Here is a 23,710-nt window from a genome sequence, read left to right on the forward strand (position 1 = left end):
ACCGTCAGGAGCGCGACCACCGCGCAGACGCCCGCGGCGGCCGCCCCGATACGCAGAACGTCGCCGAGCCCGTCCGCCCGCTCTGAGACCCGCGACGAGCTCGGCGAGACCGTCGGCGGGTCCGTCCGTCACCTTCACACCCCAGTCCTGCGGCTCCGGTCCCGGCCGGTCGCCGAGTCGCTCTCCCCAGGATGATCGGCCGCACATCCGGCTGTCGACGTACTCCGCAACGGGCTTGTCCCGCCCGCGCGGTGGATTCCCACCGGGCCCCTGGTCCGTCGTCATGAGCCGCCCTCCTGTCTCGACACATCCCACCAAGACTTGCTTTACAAAGCAAGTACTTGGCTCCTAGTCTCTCGCCGGGAGGGCCACACAAATCCGTGTGACGCCCCGCGCTTTGGAGGTAGTGACGCGATGTACGACAACGACGGGACGGCCCGGCACTGGATAGGCGGGCAGTGGCAGGGCTCGGCCGCTGTCTCCGAGTCGGTCAATCCGGCCAACGGCGAGACGGTGGGGGAGTACGCGGACGGCGGGCGCGCGGAAGCGGCGGCGGCCGTGGCCGCGGCCCGCCACGCCTTCGACTCGACCGCCTGGTCGACGGACCGGAACCTGCGCCGTACGGCGCTCACCGAGATGGTGGCCGCCTTCGAGGCGCATGCCGAGGAACTGGCCCAGGTCCTCAGCGCGGAGAACGGCAAACTGCTCCGCGAGGCCCGGCTGGAGGCGCGGTTCTCGGCCGGCGCCCTGAGCTACGCGATCGCGAGCATGACCACCGACACGGGGGCGTTCGCGCAGACCGACCGGCACACCTGGTTCAGCAGCCTGCGCGAGCCCCTGGGCGTCGTGGCGATCATCGTGCCGTGGAACTCGCCGGTCGCGCTGTTCCTGCGTTCGCTCGGCCCCGCGCTGGCCGCGGGCAACACCGTGGCGGTGAAGATGCCGGGACAGACCGCACTGACCAACGCGCTGATGGCGCGCATCATCTCCGAGGTGCCCTCGCTGCCCGCGGGGGTGGTCAACATGTTCACCGAGTCCGGCAACACCGGCGCGCCGCACCTGGTCGCCTCGCCCGAGGTGGACGCGGTCAGCTACACCGGCAGCACCGCCATCGGCCGGCTGATCGTCGCCACCGGCGCGGCCACCCTGAAGCGGATGAACATGGAGCTGGGCGGCAAGACCCCCATGATCCTCTTCGAGGACGCCGACCTCGACCACGCCCTGCCCCTGCTCACCCTCGGCCTCACCCTGGGAGCCGGTCAGTTCTGCATGGCCGGCAGCCGCATCCTCGTGCACCGTGCCATCGCCGACCAGGTCCGCGAACGGCTCAGTGCCGCCCTGGAGTCGGTCGTCGTCGGTCCCGGGGACGACGAAGGCTCGCAGATGGGCCCGCTCATCGACCGCGACGCCGTCCGCAGGGTCGACGCCCTCGTCGAGGAGGCCCTCGAACAGGGCGGCAAGGCTGTCGTGCGCGGTGGACCGGTCACCGAAGGACCGCTCGCCGCGGGCGCGTTCTACCGTCCCAGCCTGATCGAGATCTCCGACCTCGACGCCGTCCTCGTCCAGGAGGAGGTCTTCGCACCGGTGGCCACCTTCGAGGTCTTCGGCGACGAGGCAGAGGCCGTGCACCGCGCCAACGCCACCGAGTTCGGCCTGTCGGCAGCCGTCTTCACCCGCGACGGGGACCGCGCCCGGCGGGTCGGCCGCGCGGTACGGGCGGGCACCGTCTGGACCAACTCCTGGTTCGTGCTGGACGAGGGCTTCCCCGAGGGCGGCTTCAAGCAGAGCGGCATCGGCCGGCTGCGCGGACCGCTGTCCCTCGCCGAGTTCCAGGAGAACAAGACCTACGTCCACGTGACCCTTCCCGAGGCCGTCTGACCGCCGGCGCACCGCTGAGGTGGGCCGACGGCAGCCGCCGGCCCACCCTCGGATCCGCGGTGTCAGCCGATGCTCACGTCGTCGACGTAGCCGCGGTAACCACCCGTGGCCCCCGAGTGGTCGAAGCCGAGGAGCACCTTGCCGACCGCCTGCCCCGCCTTGACCGCGCCGAGGTCCACGGTCACGTGGTTCCAGGTGTCCGGCGTGAGGTGTCCGCACTGCTGGGCCGGATGTATCCCGTTGCCTGACTGGTCGGTGGCGCCGGAGTCCCGCAGGGCGCTGCCGTCGGTGAAGACCAGGTCGACGGCGACACAGGTGCTGTTGTCCGAACCCGCGTCCACCCATGGCGTGGTGGCGTCGGACTGCGGGAAGATCCAGTAGCTGAGCGTGGTGTCGTCGCGGACGGTGAGCGGCGCGCCGTTGAAGCCGTAGACCTGCAGGTAGGCGTGGTCGTACGAACCGCCGTTGGCGTAGCCCGAGTACATCAGCGCGGCGTCGCCCGTGTGGGCCTGTTCGCCGGTGCGCACGGCCGCCTGGGGACCCGTGAGGCCGCAGCACAGGCCGGTGACGCCGTAGTTGCCGTCGCCGTGGGTGTCGGCGTTGTCCACGGTGTCGGTCCAGGTCGGCTGGGTCTGCCCGGTCTCGAAGCCCGTGGTCAGTGAGCTGGTCGTCGCGGCCTTGGCCGGCTGGGACAGCTCGTGCCTGATGGTGTCCTGGCTGGTTCCTGCCGGGGCGAGGTCGATGGTCTCGCCGACCGTGGTGTGCAGCTTGATCGTGGTGCCCGAGAGGGTTCCCTTGTGGACGCCGTTCGCGTAGTACTCCATGGTCCTGCCGGGCCAGGGGTTGGTGAAGGTGAGGTTCCGGCCGGACCGGCTGGTGATCCGGACGTATTCGACGGCGTTGCCGCGGATGCTGCTGGAGACCAGGAAGTCGTCGTAGGCCAGCAGGCCGCCGAACTTGGCGTTGGAGTTCGCGGGCCAGTTCGGGAACACCCTGATGTCGTGCTGGTAGGACTGCAGGAGCATCTCGTCGAGGCCCGAGGTGGTGACGTTGAGGTTCTCGACGCCGCCGCCGTAGTGGTGCACCGCCATGTTCGGGTACGAGTAGGCGGTGGCCTCGGCGTGCAGCTCGTCCATCAGCGTGCTGGGGTTGTAGCCGATCGCCGCGGCGGCCGCGTACAGGGTGGCCGGGGAGTTGTCGCTGTGCCAGTTGTTCAGCTGTGCGACGGTGTTCTGCGCGGTCCGGAGCAGGTCGGCGGAGTCGTTCAGTCCCACCTGGAGGCCGGGGTAGACGGCCTGGACGGCGACGTCGTTGCCGTCACCGACCCAGCCGGAGCCCTCGGAGGTCTGCCGGAAGACGGTCTGGCCGTTCCTCGACATCGTGGGCAGCGGCGCGAGGTTCTGGTCGATGTGCTGCCAGGTGGGCACGAGCGGGTCGTTGATGTGCAGGTCCTTGCTCATGTCGATCAGGCCCTGGAACAGCAGGTGCACGAGGCCGAGCGAGAGGATGCTGTTGGTCTGCGGGTAGACGCCGCCCTCCTGCGGCGCGTCGTTCTCGATGTTGTACGTGCCCGTGGCCGCGTCCCAGGTCAGGTAGTGCTGCCAGAACAGCCCGACCTGTTCGAGGTAGGGCAGGACCTTGCGCGCGTAGGAGGCGCTGCGGGTGTACTCGTACTTCATGACCATGTCGCTGGCGAAGTTCACGGCGTCGGACTTCTGGTTGTACAGGTCGTCGGCGGCGCTGGTCCCGTTGGGCGAGATACCGACGGGATAGAGGACACCCTGGTACCCGGCCGCGGCGGCCTTCGCCCTGCCCCTGGGCATCCAGTCCAGGATCGGGTCGTCGTAGGAACCCATCTGGGCTATGTGGTTGGTCGACAGCGCCGGATAGAACGCCGCCTCGTAGTTGTAGTTGGCGTGGTAGTCGCCGTACCAGTTCATGGCCCCGGTGATCCAGTTCCCCCACAGACCCGGGGCGTACTTCCCGGCGCGCGAGACCGAGCCGAGCAGGTAGAGCGAGCCGTACCAGCTCTTCTCCACGGCCTGGTCGGGGATCTGCACGAACGACCGGGACCAGTACTCCCGCCACCAGGACTCGTGGGCCGCGTACAGCTTGGCCAGCGAGCCGCCGGTCAGCGCGGTGGCCGTCGCGTGGGCGACGGACTGGTAGCGGGGTGTGTCATGGCTGCTCTGAATCGCCGCGGCGACGGTGTAGGTCACACCGGGCTTGAGGGTCAGGCTGACCCGGTTGCCCGACACGCTCGCGGCGGTGCCGCGCACGCTCGTCGCGATCCGCGCGTGGGGGTTGCCCGGCGCGTCGATGGTGCCGGCCTGCACGTCGGCGTCGAGCACGCCGTCCTTGCCCGTCGTCGCCGGCGTCTTCCCCAGGCCGTCCTGCACGGTGACGGTCGCCTGCTGCGGGTGCGAGCCGGACAGCCGCAGGCTGGTGACGAACAGGTTCCGGGTCGCCGAGACCCAGCTCGTGGACGAGAGCTGCTCGCCGCCGAGCGTGTAGGTGCCCTCGACCTGCGCCTGCGCGATGTTCTGTACGACGTGATAGGCCGAGCCCGCCAGGCCCGGGACTGACAGCACAATCCGGCCCAGCGGTTCGATGCCGTTGGTGGCGGTGGAGAAGAAGTCGTTCTTGCCGAGATAGAAGGTCTGGTCGTCGACGGAGCCGCCGACCGCGACGCCGACATCGCCGTTGCCCAGCAGCGGGGCGTCGGCGGTCTCGCCGTTCGCCAGACTGGTGGGCGGTGAGTTCCAGACGCCCTGGAACCGGGCCACGGTGGACAGGGCCTGGGCCGTGGTGGGATCGCCGAGGGGTTGTGCGGCGGCGGATGCGCCGCTCTGGAGGGTGGTCAGGCCGACGGCCACGAGGGCCGTGGCCATCAGGGCGCTGATGCGTCTCCGGTGGCGGGGTGAGGTTGTCACTGTGCGGTGACCTTTCTCTTGCGGTGTCCCGCTCCGCTTGGGCGGGGGTGTTCCAGCGGGGTGTGGCATGGCCGCCCGGCCGTTGGTGGTGGCGGGACCGGCGGCACCGAGCAGGGGCCCCGGCCCGACGACGGTGACCGCGTCGGCGGCGGCCCCGGGCTCGGGCAGCCCGGTGAGGAAGTCGGCGAGGCCCGCCCGGGACAGCGGGGCGAAGCCCGGGTCAGACGGCCGGGCCGAGATGCGTGAGGGTCCCGACGCCCTCGACGGACAGGGCGGCGGGCAGTCCGGCGGTGCGGCCGGTCCCGAACGTCGGGTTGATGTCGAACAGGGCCGACAGCACCGCCTCGGCTCCGGCCGCGCCCGCGATGTTGTCGCGGACGGAGGTACCGCGTTCGGCCACCCGGGCCCGGTGCGTGCCGTCCGGCCCGGTCACGATCTCCATGGCCTGCCCCCACAGCCCGCCCGAGGCGGCCGACGAGAGGTCGCGCAGGAGAGCGATCGCCCGGTTGCGGTGACCGAGGCGCGCCAGGCCGTGGGCGGTGACGCCGGGCCACGCGGCGAAGGCACCGGCCGCGCCGTGGTCGGGACGGTCGGAGGCGGCGGCGATCGGATCGTCGGGACTCAGCGCCCGCATCCAACCGCCCACCAGCAGACGGCCGGTGACGAAGTCGGCCATCTCCCGCCGTACCCGCTCCGGGAGTTCACGGTGCAGGGCCGCCGCGACCAGACCGAAGTCCAGGCAGTGCCCGATCGTGTCGGTCCCGTCCGGGCGGAGGATCCGCCAGCGGCCCGACCCGGCGTACAGGTCCAGCACCGCTTCGGCCAGCCGACCGGCCTCGGCCTCGGCCCGCTCGGCATCCCCGGGCCGGCCCAGCCGCCGGTACAGCCCGGCCAGCGAGCGCGTCGAGGCGACGTAGGCGCCGTTGAAGGAGGCGACGACACCGGTGTAGGTGGGCACACACTCCAGCAGCTGCCACGGATCGGCGCCGAAGTCGGCCAGCACGCCCCCGGTGGCCGCGCTGCGCCGCTCGCGCCACCCCAGCCCGAGCCGCTCCGCATGCGTGAGGACGGTCGCCCCGCCGGTCGTCTCGTCGAGGAAGGCGAGGTCACCGGTGATGCAGACGTAGTGCTCGATGAGCCTGAACAGGGCGTAGTCGGTGGAGCTGTAGGCGTTGCCCAGCGGCCCGCCGCCGAGGTTCTCCACGCCGAAGGAGTCACGGTAGGGCCCGGCCAGGACCCGCAGCAGCCAGGAGCGCAGGCCGGCCGGTTCCAGCAGGGCGTACAGCCGGCTCCACTCGCAGTGGTCCCAGAAGTAGGTGGTGGTCGGCCCTAGCCGGGGGCCGCCGGTGAGGAACACCGGCTCACCGGGCCGGATCCGAGTGGTGCGCATGTACAGCGCCTGCAGGGCCCCCATGTAGTAGGTGCGCGCGAGGCCGGCGTCCTCGGTGGTGAAGGTGGGCAGGTGCCCGGAGAAGTCGGGGTTGCCCGGGGTGAACATGGCGGCCCAGAGCCGGCGCCAGCCGTCCCGCCCGGCCCGCATCGTCGTCTCGAAGTCCTCGGCCGCGCCACGGGCCTGTGCCGCGACGGCGCCGGCGTCGGTCCCGTACGCGCAGGCGATCCCGATGACCACGCTCCCGCCGGGTTCGATCCGGCAGGTCCAGGTCACCCGGCGGCCGGCGCCCGCGGCCCGCGGTTCGCCGGACGGCCCGGCGAAGGCGTAGGCGGCACGAGCCGGCGACCGGGAGTCCGCGAAGGCGACCGTGCCGTCCTCGGCGCGGGACACCCAGCGGCGCGACTCGGTCCAGTGCCGGGTACGGGCGATCTCGGCACCCGCGAGACACAGCACGACCACGTCCGCCGCCACCTGTATACGGACGCGGTGCCAGATCCCGGCGGCGAGTGCGGTGTCGGTGAGCTCCCGCTCCCCGGTGACGCCGAGCCACAGCCGGCCGTCCTCGACGCCGATCTGGAGCGAGTCGGGGTGGTTGCCGTGGGTGAGGACGGTCCCGGACTGCCCCGCCGCGTCGAGCCGCAGCTCGAACTCGATCGTCAGGCCGGGGGAGAGCACGAAGGGGTCCAGGTTCGTCTCGCCGTCGGGTGTCAGCGCGATCGTCCCGTCGGCCCGCAGGATCACACCGCCGTCGGCCCCCGCCACCCCGAGCCTGCGTACGGCCCCGGCCACGCCGGCCCGCGGCTCCGGCTCCTTGTCGTGGCTGACGTGCGCCGGGAGCGCGTCGTCCAGGAGCATCGGACCGTGGTCCTCGTCGCGCTGGATCCCCGGAACGCGGGGCCTGCCCAGCCTGAGGCGCCGCGCCGCCGAGGACAGCAGGTAGTGCTGCTCCCCGCCGCCCGTGGTGGCCCGGATGCGCTCCAGCGCCATGTAGTCGTGGTGCATACCGTGGTTCCACGGCCCGTCGTACAGCCAGCCGTATCCGACCTCCGCGTGGGCGGCCATCGCGAAGAGGTCCTGGGCCAGCTCGACCGTCCTGGCCTCGTCGCTCTCGTTGGTGACCTCGATCCGCCACAGGAGCAGGTCCCGGGAGAGCGCCATCCGGGTGTCGGTGGTCAGCAGCAGCCCGTCCGGGCGGCGGTGTTCGCGCAGTACGCCCCACGGCTTCCACAGGAAGCGCTGCGCGGCCGGGACCACGCCGTCCACGTGCAGCTCACCGGTGTGGTAGCCGAACGTGAACGGCGGCGCGGCCAGCCAGGACAGAGAGGTCAGATCGTGGTTGACGTGCGCCTGCCCCTGCTGGTTGCGCAGCGAGGGCAGGTGCGCGATCTCGTCCGCGCCGACCCAGTGCCCGGCGACGTCCTCCAGGTCCGGCACACCGGTCCGGCCGATGTCCACGGCTCCGGCGGCGGTTTCCATGGTCACTTGGTGGCTCCCGAGGTCAGTCCGGCGATGAACTGCTTCTGCAGCGCTAGGTATCCGGCGACGGGAACGACCGCCGCCAGCAGCATCACGCCGAACAACTGGGCGTAGTTGGTGGAGAACTGACCGACCGACTGGTAGATCCCGGTGGTGATCGTCTGGCCGTGCAGCGGGCCGAGGATGAACTGCGGGTTCATGAAGTCGTTCCAGATCCACAGCGACAGGAAGATCGCGACGGTCGCGGTGGCCGGGCGCAGCAGGGGCATGACGATCGTCCACCAGACCCGCAGGCTCCGGGCGCCGTCCACGGTCGCGGCCTCGACGATCTCGGCCGGGATCGACCGCAGGAAGCCGGAGTACACGAACACCGCGAACGACAGGTAGCCGCCGCCGACGTTGGCCAGGACCAGCCCCGCATAGGTGTGGTCCAGGTGCAGGAAGGCCAGGATGCGGATGGTCGGCAGCAGCACCACCGCGGGCGGGATCATCAGGCCCGCGCCGAAGCACGCCAGCACGATCCGGCGCAGCCCGGCCGGGCGCCGGGAGAGCCAGAAGCTGAGGGCCGCGCCCAGCGGGATGATCAACAGCACCGAGGCGACGACCGTGACCGCGGAGTTGGTGAGCCCGATCTGGACGATCCGGTCGGGCCGGGCCAGGGCGTCCGTGAGGTTGCCCGTCGTCGGCGGGGCGGGCGGCGCCGCCGGGTTCCGGATGATCTGGTCCTGCGACTTGAAGGCGTTGACGACCGTCAGGTAGACGGGGCTGACGAAGGCCAGCGTGAGCAGCCCGGCCGCCACCAGGTGTCCCCGCGAGGTCCAGGCGCGGCGACGGTCCCGACCCGGTACGGGAACGGCGCCCGGTATCGCTGCCCGCCGCCGGACGGCGGGCCGCTGCGAGGTCGACGTGCTCACAGGTCCACCTCCCGGCGGCGCAGCACGGCGGTCACGGACAGCGCGATGACGATCGAGACGACGAGCAGGAGCATCGCGACGGCCGAGGCATAGCCGTAGCGGTCGTCCGTGAAGGCGAGCTGGATGATGTACAGGGCGGTGGACTGCGTGGAGTCGGCCGGGCCGCCGGAGGTGAGCACGGCGATGATGTCGTACAGCTTCAGCATCGTGATCAGCGAGATGGTGACGCTGATCGTGGTGCCCGGGGCCAGCATCGGGAACGTGATGCGCCGGAACCGCTGCCAGCGGCCGGCTCCGTCGACCATCGCGGCCTGGTACAGCTCGACCGGGATCGACTGCAGCGCGGCCAGGTGGACGACGGTGGTGAACCCCGTCAGCACCCAGGCGGCCACGATCCCGACGGACAGCACGGCGAGGTGCGGACTGCCCAGCCAGGTGATCGGCTGGTCGATGACGCCCAGCGACACCAGGACGTTGTCGAGGATGCCGTCCCGGGCCAGGATGTAGCGCCAGACGTATCCGACGATGACACCGGACAGCACCTGCGGCAGGAACGCGACGGTCCGCATCAGCCGGAAGCTCAGCGACGTTCTGTTGAGCAGCAGCGCGAACCCGATGCCGGCGGCGTTGGCCACCAGCGTCACCGCGCCGGCCAGCAGGAGGGTGAAGCCGAGACTTCCGGCCAGGGCGCTGTCGTGCGCCATCTCCCGGTAGTTGGACAGACCGACGAAGTCGGCGCGAGCCAGCAGCGGGTTCTCGTTCGTGAGGCTCTTCCAGGCGCTCATGATCACGGGGACCACGATGAACAGGACGTACAGGCCCAGCGCGACGAACGCGATCGACCCCAGGGCGGGGTCGCCACGGCGCGGGCGGATTCGAATGGACACGGCTCGGGTGGTCATGGCTCTTTCCTCGGAGGAGATCTGCGGCCCCGGAACCCGCGGGCAGAACCGGGGCCGACGAGGTGGCTTACTTGGTCGCCGAGTCCCAGGCGGCGTCCAGCTCGGCCAGCTGGCCCTCGACGTCGTCGGAGGAGAACAGCGCCTGACTGGCCGAGTAGAAGGCGTTGTTGAGGCCGGAGGGCATGGAGTCGTCGTTGGTCGCCCAGCCGAACGACGAGACCTTCTTGTTCTTCTGGGTGACGTAGGAGTACGAGTCCTTGAAGACCTTGGTGACGTTGACGCCGTAGTCGTCCAGGGTCTTGTTCTTGAGCATCGGGAACGCGCCGTCACCCTCGATGAGGGCTTTGTAGTTGGCCGGGTCCAGTGACCAGGCCTCGGCGAACGCGGTCGCCTTGGCGGGATCTTTCGTCTTGGCGCTGATCGCCATGGAGCCGCCCACCGAGAACGGCACCACGAGCGACCCGTCCTCGGTGGGGGTGAGGAAGGCGCCGAAGTCGTCGGCGTGGTCCTTGGGCACCGAACCGAGGAACCAGCTGCCCATCATGTACATCCCGGTCTTGCCGGACGTGAAGTTGGTGATCGAGTCGGCGTACTTGACCCCGAGGGCGCCGTCCTCGAAGTAGCCCTTCTTCACCATCGTCCGGTACTTGGTCACCGCGGCCTTGACGTCGGCGTCGGTGAAGTGGACCTGGCCGGCGTAGCGCTTCTTCAGCCAGTTCGGGTCCTTGCCCAGCACGTCGGCAGAGAGGATGCCCACCAGCGGCATGGACGCCGCGAACGGGTCGCCGCCGCCCAGCTCTACCGGGGTGATGCCGGCGGCCTTGAGCTTGGCGCACACGGCCATGAACTCCGGCCAGGTCTTCGGCGCCGCGCTGACGTGCGCCTTGGCGAACAGCTTCTTGTTGTAGAAGACCTCGGGGATGATCTGCGAGTTGGTCGGCGGGACGTAGACCTTCCCCTTGTAGGCGTTGCCCTGCGGCAGCAGGAAGTTGGCGTCCACCCACTTCTGGTCGTACGGCTTGAGCAGCCCGGCCGTCGCGAACGTCGACGGGGTGATCGACTGGAGCAGATCCGGGAACTGCCCCGACGCCTGCAGCTGCTTGGCGTACGCGTCCCGGTCCGTGCTCGGCGCGACGATCTTCTTCACCGTCACGCCCGGCACCTTCTTCTCGGCGCTGGCGATCGAGGTGTCCCAGAACCCGGCGGTCAGGCTGGGGGTTTCGAAGGTGAGGTAGGTCAGGGAGCTGCCGCCCTTCGCGCTCCCGGTCGACGCCGCGGAGCATCCGGTGAGGGCGAGTGCCGCGGCGAGGCAGACAACAGTCGGACGTTTGCGCCTCATGGAAGTCTCCTGGAAGGACGATGCGGCCCGGCGGACGGGGCGGACCGGAGAGGATCGACGCCGCGACATCCTTCGGGATAACGTTATCGCGAGGATAGAAGCGCGTTGCGGGAATGTGTCAAGGGCCGGTCTGATATCGGTCCGATGTTTCGAGGAGGAGCTGCCGGATGACGCGAGCACGGCGTGAGAGCGGGGGACGGCCCAGGCGCCCGACGATGGTCGACGTGGCGCGCGAGGCCGGGGTGGCCCTGCGCACCGTCTCCCGGGTGGTCAACAACGACCCCACGGTGGGGCCGGAGTACGTCGCCAAGGTCGAGGCCGCGATCGCCGCGCTGAACTACGCCCCGGACGAGCGCGCCCGGCAGCTGCGCACCGGAGTCACCGGCACCATCGGCGCCGCGGTCCGCAGGATCGCCGAGGTCAACCCGGAACTTGCCGCCATCGAGCGCACCGCCCGCGACTCGGGCCTCACCCTTCTCGCCGCCTCCACGGACTTCGACGAGACCAGGGAACGCGACATCCTGATCTCCATGTGCCGGCAACGCCTCGACGGCATCATCGTCGAGCCGTTCGGCGAGAACCACGCCTACCTCCAGCCCGAACTGGACGCGGGCATGCCGCTGGTGGCCATGGACCGTCCGATGAGCGGGATCTCCGTCGACTGCGTCATGTCCGACAACGCCTCCGGCATCGGCATCGCCTTCCACCACCTGCACCGGCACGGGCACCGCCGTATCGCGTACATCGGCGACAGCGAACGCGTCTTCTCCGGCCGGGAGCGCGCCGCCGCCTTCCGGGCCGCCCTGCGGGCCCACGGCGAAGGCGTGGAAGGGCTGGTGCACCCGGGGGAGATCACCCCCGAGCGGGTGGCCGCCGCCCTGGACACCGCACTGCGCGGCCCGGAGCCGGCGACCGCCCTGGTCACCGGCAACATGGACACCACGCTCACGGTCCTGCGGCAGCTCGGCCCGCAGGCCGCCGCCCGCCTGGCCCTGGTCGGCTTCGACGAGGTGCCCCTGGCCGACCTCCTGCAGCCCGCCCTCACGGTCGTCGCCCAGCAGACCGCCGTGATCGGCCAGACGGCCGTGGAACTGCTCCGTGCCCGCATCGCCGACCCCGGCCGCCCGGTGCAGTCGGTGATCGTCCCGGTCACCCTGAAGGTCCGGGGCTCCGGGGAGATCCCGGCCTGAGCCCGGGGCCGCGGTGCCTCGCCGGACCCTGTGCGGGGCGCCGCCCCTGCGATAACGTTATTCCAAACGAGCTGGAGAACGATATGGCGACGGTCGTGCGGACGGCCCCGGAACCCTCGGAACCGGCGCCCGTGGCGACCGCCTCTACGGCCCGGCCGCCGAACGGGCAGGGCTTCCGGCGCGCTCGGATGCGGGCCACTGGCCGAAAGTGGTGAACTCCCGCTGCGCCGAGACGAGATCGCAGCATGGCGCCCACTGGAAATACTTGGCTGAGCAAGTATAGGCTCCCAGTTGGGGGCGATTGGTGAGAAAAAGCCGGACGCCGCCAGGAGAACCGTGGCGCCGTCACACCTGATCGATTTCACGGTTCGGCCATATGTCAAGCGTGTTGCTGTTCCGCCGGTTGACTGCCGCCCGGCGTGGACGTGCGTGGCAGTGTCCGGTGGTGCCGCAACGATGTTGATGTCATCCACTCCTGGAAGGAAGTGCCGTGGCACCGGTGCTCGTCGGGCTCGAAGGTCTGCTGGCGGGAGAACGCATCCCGATCCTGGACACCCGCGTCACCTTCGGACGTAACTCGGAGAACACTGTCGTCATCTCCAGCCTCAGTGTCTCCCGCTTCCATGCGGAGATCGTCTTCGACCAGGACAAGGGCTACGTCCTGCGTGACCTGGCCAGCAGCAACGGCACCCTGGTCAACGGGGACGAGGTGGAGTCCCGGCTGCTGCAGCCGGGCGACGAGATCAGCCTGGGCGACCAGGAGTTCCGCTTCGAGGTGGCGGACGCGATGGAGACGCTGATGGCGCTCTCCCTGCCCAGGTCCGTCACGCACGCCGGTCAGGAGGGCGAACAGGGACCCGTACTGCAGGTCACCGTCGCCGGCGGCGGCCCCGTCGGGCTGTCCCTGGCCCTGCTCCTGGAGCACTTCCTCGGGCCCCAGGTGAAGATCACCGTCTACGACGGCAGGTGGCGCAAGCAGGGCCGCACCGTCGTCTGGAAGAGCCAGGACGAGGGCAACGTACGGCGCCAGCAGGTGGTGACCGTGCAGAGCCGCCAGTACCTCGCCTGGCCGGAGGAGGTGCAGGCGCGCCTCTTCGACCCGGAGCACTACACGGAGATGTGGCCCTCCGGTCCGGACTCGGTCGGCGACCACAGCCCGCGCAACATGCGCATCGCCTACATCGAGGACCGGCTGCTGGAGCTGGCCAACGAGAAGCGGGACCGGATACGCCTCATACCCGCCCGGTTCGACGCGGCGAAGGAGCAGGAGGCGCTCGCCAGCCAGCACGTGCTCGCGATCTGCGACGGCGGACGGTCACGCACCAGGGACCACTTCGCCGCCCGGTTCGGCAAGGCCGACGAGTCGATCTACTCCCTGGACGGCCGCCACCTCCAGGACGTGGTCCTCGGCCTGCGCGTGAAGTCCGGCCTGACCGACCCCATGGCGGTCCTCATGACGGTCGCCCAGAACCGCTTCCTGCTCAACTCGCTGCGCGGTGAGGGCTTCCTCAACATGCGGCTCACCGATGCCGAGGCCGCCGAGGTGATCGGCCTGGACCCGGTCCGCCGCGTCTTCGAGGAGTGCATCGCCTCCCGGCCGTGCCTGATGGACCGCGACGAGTACGGCGACTTCCAGTGCTCGACGCACGGCACGCTGTTCCTGCCCGCCCTGGTCAAGGGCTCGGCCCTGTGGCGGCGGGTGCAGGAGGGACTGCTGCTGTTCGGCGTCGAGGCCGACGACCTGTCGGCGGTCACGAGCTTCCGGCTGGACATGGTGCAACGCCCCAGGTTCTCGGCCGAGTTGCTGCCTCCCACGACCACCTCGCCGGGCACCTACGGCTTCCTGCTCGGCGACGCCGCCAACGCGATCCACTTCTGGCCGGGCCGCGGCCTCAACAGCGGTCTGGCCTCCGCCATCTCGCTGGCCCGTTCCCTCAACGGGGCGTGGAACGGAAGGTCGTTCCGCGACGCCGACTTCCTCCGGCACGAGGCGGCGATGTCGATGCTGCAGTACCGGCACAAGAGCCGGGCGTGGAAGGCGATGGTCACCACCGACAACCAGGGCGTCACCTGGGCGATCAAGGACATCATCGGCCACGGCATCGACGGGATCCCCGAAGAGCCCGACCGCGAGGCGGACACCAAGACGCTGCTGGAGCGCATGCAGGCCATCCGCGCCCGCCTGGCTCCCCGTCTGTCCGGCATGCCGGACGACGAGGCGATCCTGGAACGCCTGCGCACACTCCAGCCCGCCACCCTGCGCATGCTCGTCCTCAGCGGCGCCTGGGACACGCTGACGATGGGCGGCGAGGAGGTCGACATCGACATCTTCTACGGCCAGGACTCGTCCGCGGCCGCCGCGGCCGTGGAGGCACTGGAACCGGCCGCCCAGGCCTAGCACGCCGGGTCCCCGACACCCCGCCCGCCGGACTTCCCGTACCGGCGGGCGGGGTCGGCCTCGGGTCCCGTCCCCGCGCACGGGCGGTCAGGTGTGCGGGCGGTGGCCCTTCTCCTGACGGGGGTAGGTCTGGTCGTTCTGCGGGAGCGTGGGCTTGGGGAGGGTGGCGACCTCCTCCTTGGCCCTCTCCAACCGCTCGGCGGTGTCGTGGGGCAGGCGGGGCGGGCGCGGTCGGGTGCTGCGGAAGCGGAACGCGGTGGTGAGGTCGCCGAAGGTGGCACGCCGCCATTCGCTGACGTTGGGCTCCTCGACGCCGGTGAACCGTTCCAGGAACTGCAGCGCCGAGGTGTGGTCGAAGGCTTCCGAGGCGACCCAGCCGCCCACCGTCCAGGGCGAGACGACGATGGCCGGGACCCGGAAGCCGCCGCCGATCGGCAGGCCCCCGATGAACTCGTCCGCCGTACCGGCGGGCGGGGTCGGCGGCGCCACGTGGTCGAACAGGCCGTCGTTCTCGTCGTAGTTGAGGATGAAGGCGGTCTTGCGCCACACCTTGGGGTTCGACGCGATGGCCTCGATCTTCGACGCCACGTAGTCGGCACCCGCGGCCGGCAGGTAGTCCGGGTGCTCCGACTGGTAGCTCGTGGGGCAGATCCACGACACCGTCGGGAGCCGGTCGTTGCGGGCGTCGTCCTCGAAGGTGCCGTGGGGCTGCGGGCGTACGCCCCGCTCGTACAGGTCGGAGCCGGGCTGTGCGTTCCTGAACGTCGCGAACTGCTCCAGCATGTTGGTGCCGTAGTCGTCCTGCTCCTGGTACACCTTCCAGCTGACTCCGGCGGCCTGGAGGCGCTCGGCGTACGTCGTCCAGCGGTACGGCGTGGGCGCCACGTTGCTGATGACCGGACCGCCCCGGGTGCCGCCGGGATCGATGGTCCCGGTCATCCACATCAGGCGGTTGGGCCAGGTGGGGCCGAAGACCGAACAGAAGTAGTTGTCGCAGATGGTGAACGTCTCCGCGAGGGCGAACTGGAAGGGGATGTCCTTGCGGGTGTAGTAGCCCATCACGTAGGGGCCGTTGACGCCGTCGGCCTTGCGGTGGGCGGGCAGCCACTGGTCCATCCTGCCGTTGTTCCAGGCCTGGTGCTGCACGGACCAGGCGTGGCTGGTGGAGGGGATGGCCTGGGCGCTCGACGTGTGCGTGTCGAGGTGGAAGGGCAGTAGATAGCCCTTGGGGTTGACGGCGTCGGGCTGGTGGAAGACGGACCGTCCGGTGTCCAGCTTCAGCGCGTGCGGGTCGGCGAAACCGCGGACTCCGGACAGGGTGCCGAAGTAGTGGTCGAAGGACCGGTTCTCCTGCATCAGCATGACGACATGCTCGATGTCGTGCAGGGAGCCGTACTTCGGCGGTCCGGCGGCGACGGCCTTCTGGACGCCGGGGGGAAGAAGGGAGAGGGCCGCGGCGCCGCCGATCGCGCCGGCGGCGGAGCCCAGGAGTCTGCGACGGGTCGGTTCAGCCATGGGTGCTCCGTTCTCGGGCTCTCCGACAGGAGAACCTTCGCGGGAGTGACGGCCGGCCCGGCCACAAGGACGGGCCGTCGTTCACTCTGGGCCCCGGGCGCCACGGTGCGTCAGGTGCCGCTGGTGAACTCCGGGCCAACGCACGGAAGGAGTTGGCCGAGCCGTCACGCCCAACACCTGCTCGTTGCACGGGTGTTGCCGAGCGTTGAGGAACGGTGGCCGCTACATGAATCTCGCGCGACCGGCACTCCACTCCTCACGCCTGGTCACTCTCCCGAACGCCATGCGAAGGTGAAGCCACGTCACGCGTCCAGCTGACGCCTCCTCCTGCTCCCTCTGCCACCGGCCCGTCGTGTGTGGCCGGCCTCGGTGAGACCGCCGGCACTTCGACGGCTCGGCATCGGGTGCCTCAGGGGGACGGTGACGGCCGGTCAGTCAGGTCGAGGTGCGGTTCGAAGGCGCGCAGCAGGAGCGAGCGCATACGGTCCGGCTGCATCTCGGTCGAGCTGGCGAGAATCTGGATCGCCAGGCCGTCGACCATCGCGGTGAACCGGTCGGCGAGTGCCTCGACGTCCGCCTCCGGTGCCAGGCCCTCGGACCGGCACTCGTGCAGCAGTTCCACCACGACCCGGTACCAGCCCGAGTAGATCCGCCGCTGCGCGGGCCGCAGCCGCGGTTCGAGCATCGCCTGGTTCCAGAACTGGATCCACACCGACCATTCGTCGATGTCGTCGGCGGCGAGAGGCAGTTGCACCTCGATCAGGCGGCGCAGTTTGTCCCGCGCGGAACTCGCCCGGCCGAACTCCTCGTCGAGCCGGGTGCGGAACCGCTGGGCGTAGTACTCGAGCGCGGCGTGCAGCGCGGCTTCCTTGCTCGGGAAGTGGTAGTGCACCGTCGCGGTACTGGTTCCGCAGTAGCGGGCGATGTCCGAGACACGCACGTTGTGATAGCCGCGGCGTGCGATGAGCACGGTCGCGGCCTCGAGGATCTGGTCCCGCCGCTCCTGCGCCGTCACCGGCTGCGCCCGGTCCCGCCCGCTCTCGGGCGGGAGTACGGGCTCCGGACCGGTTCCCTCGACCAGATAGGCCGTGGAGACTCCACAGGCCTTGGCGATGGCGGCGACCTCCTCGTCGCGCAGCCGCCGGGTCCCGCGCAGCGCCTTGGACAGGGCGGTGGGGTCCATTCCGATCCGGTGGGCGAGTTCGCGCTGGGAGATCGCGGCCGCCCGGATCGCGGTCCGGACGCGCCCCGGCAGATCGGCGGTCGCCGCAGCCGGCCGGTCCTCGATGCTGGTCATAACCCGGCCAGTATGTCAGGCAAGGCGGTTCACCCCGGTTGCCGGACAGCCGCCAGCGCGCCGACGACCTCGGCTGCGGCGCGCTCACCCGAAGAGATCGCCCCGTCGATGTAGCCGTTCCACACCGAGGCGGTCTCGGTCCCCGCCCAGTGGACGAGTCCGGACGGCTCCCGCCACCCGTCCCTCCCGTACCGGGTCCAGCCACCGGGGGTCACGAAACACTCGTAGCCCCCGATGGTCCAGCCCACCCGCGGCCAGATCTTCTCGACGTAGTCGACCGGCCGGTCCGCCCGGGTACCGGCCACCGCGGACAGCGCGGCCAGCACCTCGCGGCGACGCCCGCTGTCGGTCCCGGCGGCCCAGCGGTCGAGCCGGTCGCCGTAGACGAACGCGACGAGGACACCGCGCGAGGCGTCCTCGGGAGAGTTGTCGAAGACCACGCCGACCGGGCTGTCGCCGTAGAGCGTCGCGATCCCGGAGCGTCCCGCCGCGCGCCAGAAGGGTTCCTCGTAGACGGCGTGCACCTTCGCGACCCGTCCCATCGGCGAGTGGCGCACCCAGCCGCGCCGCCCCGGGGGCAGCACCGGGTCGAACGTGATCCGTTCGACCGCCGCCGGGGGCACGGCGACGACAGCCCGCCTCGCGCGGACGACGGTGTGGCCGGTGGTCACCGCCACCCCGTGCGCGGTCTGCCGGATCGACAGCACCGGATCGCCCAGCCGGATCCTGCCGTCCAGCGACTTCGCCAGTGCGTGGGCCACCGCGTCCGCCCCGTCGGAGAACCGGGCGTCCTGTGCGCAGCCGCGGGTCTCCATCAGCTGTTCGTACCCGCCGCCCGAGGCCAGGTAGAACAGCACGTGGAAGAAGGAGATCTCGCGCGGCTCGGCGCACCACACGCCCTGCACCGTGAGCGCCAGCCGCAGCCGGGCGTCCTCGTCGGCGGTCTCCGCGCGGAAGAAGTCCTCGGCCGACAGGGCGTCGAACTCCGCGAACCGCGGGGTGGACCAAGGCCGTTCGAGGTCGACGGTACGGGCGAGAGCGTCCAGCAGGGCGGTGACGCGTTCGTACTCCTCGATGCCCGGTCCGGCGTCCGGTGCGCCGCCCGCGTAGTCCACGCGGGTGCCGTCGGCGCGGATCTCGACGTGCCGCCCGGTCTCCCAGGTCGGGAACGTCCGGCAGCCGAACCGGTCCGCCAGCGCGTGGAACCGCCGCTGGCTCGGCCCGATCCACTGACCTCCGAGGTCGAGGCGCACCCCTGACCGGCTCACCTGGCTGAACACGCGGCCGCCCACCCGGCCGGCGGCCTCCAGGACGACCACGTCGACCCCGGCGTCGGCCAGCCGCCAAGCGGTGGTCAGCCCCGCGTATCCGGCGCCCACGACCACGACCTCGGTGTCGACGGCAGAAGTTTCTCGTGTTGTCACGCCGGCCACCGTGTCGCAATGCTGACTCTTCAGTCAAGAGGCCCTACAAAATTGCGATCCGGACCTTGACAGCAACTCGGGCCACGGTCAGGCTGACTCGCCAATCAGGCATTGCGTTTTGTTGTCGATACCCGTAGACGACTAGATCGGGAGTGGCAATGGCCTCAGATTCGCAACTTCATGTGCGCGAGACCTGCTCGGACAAGGGCCTGCGCTCCGGCGCGCTCGGAATGGCAACCAGCCTGATCCTGGCCGTGGCCTCCGCGGCGCCCGCCTACAGCCTCACCGCGACGCTGGCCTTCGTCGTCGGATACGTCGGCTTCCAGGCCCCGGCCGTGGTGGTGCTGGCCTTCGTCCCGATCCTGTTCGTCTCCTTCGGCTATGCCGCGCTCAACCGGCGTGATCCGGACTGCGGCACGATCTTCACCTGGGCCACGCGGGCACTGAATCCCAGCCTCGGTTTCCTGGGCGGCTGGGCGATCATCGCCTCCTTCGTCCTCGTGATCGGCAGCCTCGCGCAGGTCGCCGGGCAGTACGTGTTCCTGCTGGCGGGTGCGGAAGGCATCGGTTCCGCACCGGCGGACTGGCGCGTGCTGCTCGCCGGACTCGGCTGGCTCGCACTGATGACCCTCGTCTGCTACCGCGGCATCGAGATCGCGACCGCGGTACAACGGGCCCTGCTGTTCCTGGAGTTCGGCATGCTCGTGGCGCTGTCCGTCGTGGCCCTCGTCCGGGTGTACGCCGGCACCGCGCCGGCCGGGACCCGGCGGCCGAGCCTGTCCTGGCTCAACCCGTTCGAGGGCGCGTCCATGAGCGCGTTCGTCAGCGGGCTGGTGCTGATGCTGTTCATCTACTGGGGATGGGAGACGGCGCTCACCGTCAACGAGGAGACCACCGACCGGCACCGCATCCCCGGCCGTGCCGCGATCTGGTCCACGGTGCTGCTGGTGGCGCTGTACCTCGTCGCCACGTTCGCCGCGATCTCCTTCGCCGGCACCGGCGACACCGGGATCGGCCTGAACAACCCGGACAACTCCGGGGACGTTCTCTACGGCTTCGGCACCGCGGTGTTCGGGTCGAGCGGTCTCGGCTCGGTGCTGTGGCACCTGCTGATCCTCATGGTCCTCACCTCGGCGGCCGCCTCGACCGAGACGACCGTGCTGACCCTGAGCCGCACCATGCTGTCGATGGGAGACCAGGGCGCGCTCCCTCGCGCACTGGCCCGGGTGCACCCGCGCTTCCGCATCCCGCACGTGGGCACGATCGCGGTCGGGGTCATCGGCGCGGTGGTGTACGTCGCGATGAACTTCCTCGGCCACGGTCTCGTCATCGGCGACGCGGTGTCCGCCTGCGGGGTACTGATCGCGTTCTACTACGGCCTCACCGGGCTCACCTCGGCCTGGGTGCACCGCACCGAGCGGCGCGCCGGAGCGGCGGACCTCTGGCTGAGCGTGGTGTTCCCCGCGATCGGCGGGGCGGTCCTGCTCGCCGCGGGAGCCTGGAGCCTGATCCAGGCATGGGATCCCGCCAACAGCGGTACGAGCTGGTCGCTCCCGTTCTCCTCGGGCGCCCGCGTCGGCGGCACGTTCGCGATCGGCACCGGGACGATCCTGCTGGGCCTGCTCGCCCTGCTGATCTGCCGGCGCCGGTACCCCGCCTTCTTCGAACGCCGGCCGACCGCCGCGGCCCACACCTGAGTCCGGACCCTCTTCCGCACGACCCTCCGCATCCGGGAGACCACCCGTGTCCATTCCCCAGGCCTTCGTCGACCCCTCGTCCATCGCCGTCGTCGGTGCCACCGAGGACCGCGCCAAATGGGGCTACTGGCTCGCCACCGGTGCCCTCGCGGGAGCCGGCCGGCGGGAGGTGCGGCTGGTCAACCGCCGCGCCGCACAGGTCCTCGGCCGGCCCTGCCACGCGACGGTGGGCGACCTGCCGGAGACCCCGGACCTAGTCGTCCTGTGCGTGCCGCCGGAACACGTCCGCCCGGTCGTCCGGGACGCCCTCACCAAAGGATGCCGCGCCTTCCTCGGGATCACCGCGGGACTCGGCGCCGACGAGGCCGAACTCGCCGCCATGCTGCGCCGGGCCGGCGCTCGGATGATCGGGCCGAACAGCCTCGGGCTGTTCAACGCCGCCACGAACCTCCGGCTCGCCTGGGGGAACTTCGCGCCCGGGAGCCTGGCGATCGTCTCGCAGAGCGGTCAGCTCGGCTCCGAGATCGCCGGCCTCGGCGCACGGGCCGCTCTGGGCGTGTCGCGGTTCTACTCGGTCGGCAACCAGCTCGACGTGGGAGCAGCCGACGTACTCGAATCCCTCGTCGCCGACGAGCACACCACCACGGTGGCGCTCTATCTGGAGAGCTTCGCCGGCGGCACCCGGATCGTCACCGTCCTCGAAGCCCTGCGCCGGGCCGGCAAGCACGTGCTGGTGCTCGCCACCGGTGCCAGCGAGGCAAGCCGTCGGCTCGCGCGGTCCCACACCGGGTCGATGACCTCGGCGCTCGACGTCGTCGACGCGGCCTGCCGCGCCGCCGGAGCCCTCCGGGTGGCGACGCCGCGCGAACTCGTCGACGTGGCCCGCGTGCTCGACGCGACCGATCCGCCGGACGGGCGCCGGGTCGCGGTCATCAGCGACAGCGGCGGTCAGGGCGGGATCGCCGCCGACCTCGCCGCCGCCCACGGACTGCGCGCGCAGGTCTTCACCGGCCGGCTGCAAGCCGCCCTGCGTGCCCTGCTCCCCGCCGCGGCGGCGGTGTCCAACCCGGTGGACCTCGCGGGCGCGGGAGAGGCGGATCTCCAGGTCTACGCGAAGGTCGCCGAGCTGGTGGCCGCCTCCGGCGAGGTCGACTCGATCGTCCTGTCGGGATACCTCGGCTGCTACGGCGAGGACTCACCGAGCCTCGTGGACGCCGAGTCCGCCGTGATCGACCGCCTCGGCCGCCTCCACCGGACGGACACGGCGCGCGTGCCCCTGATCGTGCACAGCATGAGCGCCGCCTCGCCCGCGGTCACCCGGCTACGGGAGCACCACGTCCCGGTCTTCGACACCATCGACGCGGCCCTGGGCGCGCTGCACCGCGCGACCCGGCTGGGCGGGCAGCCCCGCCCCGCCCCGGCGACCGAGCGGATCGGACCGGCCGCCCCGGCGGTCGAGCCGGTCGTAGCGGCCGTCCCGGAGCCCGGCTACTGGGCGGCTCGCGCGTTCCTGACGGCACTCGGCATCGCGATGCCCGAGGCGAGACGGGTCACCGACGCGGCCGGGTTCGCGGAGGCCTGTGCGTCGCTGCGGCCGCCTCTGGTGCTCAAGGCCGGCTGGATCGAGCACAAGAGCGAACATCAGGCCGTCAGGACCGGACTGGACCCGGACACCGCCGCGCCGGTGTTCCGCGAGATGTACGAGCGGCTCGGCCCGGGCGAGTATGTCGTGGAGGAGCAGGACACCCGGCCCGGCGTCGTCGAGATGCTGATCGGCGCCCGCCGGGACCGTGACTTCGGTCCGACCGTGGCCGTGGGCCATGGCGGGGTCCACGCCGAACTCTGGCGGGACGTGTCCGTCGAGCTGGCACCGGTCGACCGGCACACGGCGGCCGGGATGCTCGACCGGCTGCGCTCGCGTCGGCTGCTCGACGGCTGGCGGGGACAGCCGGCGGTCGACGTCGGGTCGCTGGTCGACGCGATCGTCGCCGTGTCCGAGGCGATCGCGGTCACCACCGGGGTGGTGGACATCGAGGTGAACCCGATCCGGGTCGGGCCCGAGGGCGCCCTGGCCGTGGACGCACTCGTCGTCTCCCGTTCCGCACCAGAAGTCGTAGCCGAAGCCGCACCAGAAGCCGCACCGGAAGTCTCCGGGGTGAACGGCCACCGGGAAACCACCGAGAAGCAGGAGAAGACGAGTGAGCATGTCCACTGAACCCTGGCCGCTGACCGATGAGCAGCGGGCGATCGTCGAGCTGTGCCGGGAGTTCGCCGCGAACGAGATCCGGCCCCGTGGACGCGAGGTCGACGAGCGTGACGTCGAGTCGCCGCTGGACATCTTCCGGGCCGCGGCCAAGGTCGGCATCACCGACTTCATGCTGCCCGAGGAGTACGGCGGGGGCGGATTCACCGATGTCGTGACCCAGTGCCTGGTCCAGGAGCAGATGTGCTGGGGCGACCCGGGCATCGGCAACTTCGTCTGCTCCAACGGGTTCTTCGCCGACCCGCTGCTCGCACTGGGCACCGACCGGCAGAAGTCGCAGTGGCTGCGTCCGCTCGCCGGTGCGAACCCGCTCTACACCGCGCTGGCGACGACCGAACCGGGCGCGGGTTCGGACGCCGCGTCCATCGCGACCACCGCCGTCCGGGTCGACGCCGGCTACTCGATCAGCGGACAGAAGGCGTGGATCTCCAACGCCGGCCTGGCCGACCAGTACGTGGTCTTCGCCAAGACCGACCCCACCCGGAGGGCCTCGGGGGTCACCGCCTTCCTGCTGCGCAAGGGTGCCGAGGGGATGACGTTCGGCGAGCCCATGCGCAAGATGGGCCAGCGCGCCATCGTCTGCCGCGAGATCTTCTTCGACGAGGTCTTCGTCCCCGAGTCCGACCGCCTCGGTGACGAGGGGCAGGGCTTCCGCGGCCTGATGAGGACGTTCGACATCTCGCGCATCGTGCTGGCCGCCGCGGCGACCGGAGCGGCGCGCGCGGCCTACGAGTACGCGCTCCAGTACGCCCGGGAGCGCAACCAGTTCGGCAAGCCGATCATCGAGCACCAGGCCGTCGCGTTCCGGCTGGCCGACATGGCGACCCGTATCGAGTCCGCGTGGCTGCTCACCCTGCACGCGGCCCGCCGGATGGACGCCGGAGCGGACGCCACCAAGCTCGCCGCCATGGCCAAGCTGCAGGCCTCGGAGACCGCGATGGCCGTGACCTGGGGTGCCGTCCAGACCCTCGGTGGCTGGGGCTACTCGCGCGAGTTCCCGGTGGAGCAGTGGATGCGCGACGCCAAGCTCGAGGAGATCGAGGAGGGCACCTCGGACATCATGCGGCTGATCATCTCGCGCCGCCTCTGAC

14 protein-coding genes are annotated in these 23,710 nt (G+C 70.8%); 6 read left to right on the top strand and 8 right to left on the bottom strand.

From position 1 onward, the window contains the following. Positions 1-414: 414 nt before the first annotated feature. Positions 415-1,878: an aldehyde dehydrogenase family protein gene (locus ACFWPS_RS40910; protein WP_383715495.1), complete on the top strand. Its 1,464-nt coding sequence runs from the start codon at positions 415-417 to the stop codon at positions 1,876-1,878. A gap of 62 nt (positions 1,879-1,940) precedes the next feature. On the opposite strand, the gene ACFWPS_RS40915 is transcribed toward ACFWPS_RS40910, so the two are convergent. From ACFWPS_RS40915 to ACFWPS_RS40935, 5 genes are all read right to left on the bottom strand, one after another. Next, complete coding sequence (locus tag ACFWPS_RS40915; RefSeq protein WP_383715497.1) at positions 1,941-4,769, bottom strand: hypothetical protein; 2,829 nt, start codon at positions 4,767-4,769, stop codon at positions 1,941-1,943. A gap of 262 nt (positions 4,770-5,031) precedes the next feature. Continuing rightward, positions 5,032-7,680 (bottom strand): hypothetical protein, encoded by a 2,649-nt coding sequence (locus tag ACFWPS_RS40920; protein ID WP_383715546.1) that lies wholly within the window; start codon positions 7,678-7,680, stop codon positions 5,032-5,034. Positions 7,681-7,682: 2 nt separating this feature from the next. After that, positions 7,683-8,594 (bottom strand): carbohydrate ABC transporter permease, encoded by a 912-nt coding sequence (locus ACFWPS_RS40925; RefSeq protein WP_383715499.1) that lies wholly within the window; start codon positions 8,592-8,594, stop codon positions 7,683-7,685. After that, entirely contained in the window at positions 8,591-9,496 is a 906-nt protein-coding gene (locus tag ACFWPS_RS40930; protein ID WP_383715502.1) for a carbohydrate ABC transporter permease, read from the bottom strand. Before ACFWPS_RS40930 ends, ACFWPS_RS40925 begins: the two co-directional genes overlap by 4 nt. A gap of 67 nt (positions 9,497-9,563) precedes the next feature. Continuing rightward, positions 9,564-10,835, bottom strand: a complete 1,272-nt coding sequence (locus ACFWPS_RS40935; protein WP_383715504.1) for an ABC transporter substrate-binding protein — start codon at positions 10,833-10,835, stop codon at positions 9,564-9,566. 167 nt (positions 10,836-11,002) lie between these two features. On the opposite strand from ACFWPS_RS40935, the gene ACFWPS_RS40940 reads away from it, so the two are divergent. Both ACFWPS_RS40940 and ACFWPS_RS40945 read left to right on the top strand, forming a co-directional pair. Then, on the top strand, positions 11,003-12,025 hold the full coding sequence (locus tag ACFWPS_RS40940) for a LacI family DNA-binding transcriptional regulator (RefSeq protein WP_383715507.1): 1,023 nt from the start codon (positions 11,003-11,005) through the stop codon (positions 12,023-12,025). Positions 12,026-12,515: 490 nt separating this feature from the next. Further along, on the top strand, positions 12,516-14,423 hold the full coding sequence (locus ACFWPS_RS40945; RefSeq protein ID WP_383715510.1) for an FHA domain-containing protein: 1,908 nt from the start codon (positions 12,516-12,518) through the stop codon (positions 14,421-14,423). Between the two features lie 87 nt (positions 14,424-14,510). Here ACFWPS_RS40945 and ACFWPS_RS40950 read toward each other — a convergent pair whose 3' ends face one another. From ACFWPS_RS40950 to ACFWPS_RS40960, 3 genes are all read right to left on the bottom strand, one after another. Beyond that, entirely contained in the window at positions 14,511-15,938 is a 1,428-nt protein-coding gene (locus ACFWPS_RS40950) for an alkaline phosphatase family protein (RefSeq protein WP_383715512.1), read from the bottom strand. Between the two features lie 409 nt (positions 15,939-16,347). Then, entirely contained in the window at positions 16,348-17,235 is an 888-nt protein-coding gene (locus tag ACFWPS_RS40955) for a TetR family transcriptional regulator C-terminal domain-containing protein (RefSeq protein ID WP_383715515.1), read from the bottom strand. 29 nt (positions 17,236-17,264) lie between these two features. Continuing rightward, positions 17,265-18,659 (bottom strand): flavin monoamine oxidase family protein, encoded by a 1,395-nt coding sequence (locus ACFWPS_RS40960; protein WP_383715518.1) that lies wholly within the window; start codon positions 18,657-18,659, stop codon positions 17,265-17,267. Positions 18,660-18,817: 158 nt separating this feature from the next. Here ACFWPS_RS40960 and ACFWPS_RS40965 point away from each other — a divergent pair, with 158 nt between their 5' ends. From ACFWPS_RS40965 to ACFWPS_RS40975, 3 genes are read left to right on the top strand one after another with little or no spacing between them, the layout of a single operon-like run. Further along, entirely contained in the window at positions 18,818-20,356 is a 1,539-nt protein-coding gene (locus ACFWPS_RS40965; RefSeq protein WP_383715521.1) for an APC family permease, read from the top strand. Positions 20,357-20,402: 46 nt separating this feature from the next. Then, on the top strand, positions 20,403-22,571 hold the full coding sequence (locus ACFWPS_RS40970; protein ID WP_383715524.1) for an acetate--CoA ligase family protein: 2,169 nt from the start codon (positions 20,403-20,405) through the stop codon (positions 22,569-22,571). Next, on the top strand, positions 22,561-23,709 hold the full coding sequence (locus tag ACFWPS_RS40975; RefSeq protein ID WP_383715527.1) for an acyl-CoA dehydrogenase family protein: 1,149 nt from the start codon (positions 22,561-22,563) through the stop codon (positions 23,707-23,709). The genes ACFWPS_RS40970 and ACFWPS_RS40975 overlap by 11 nt, the downstream gene beginning before the upstream one ends. Position 23,710 lies beyond the last annotated feature (1 nt).

It is taken from the genome of Streptomyces sp. NPDC058457, assembly GCF_042720695.1.
Classification (GTDB): Bacteria; Actinomycetota; Actinomycetes; order Streptomycetales; family Streptomycetaceae; genus Streptomyces.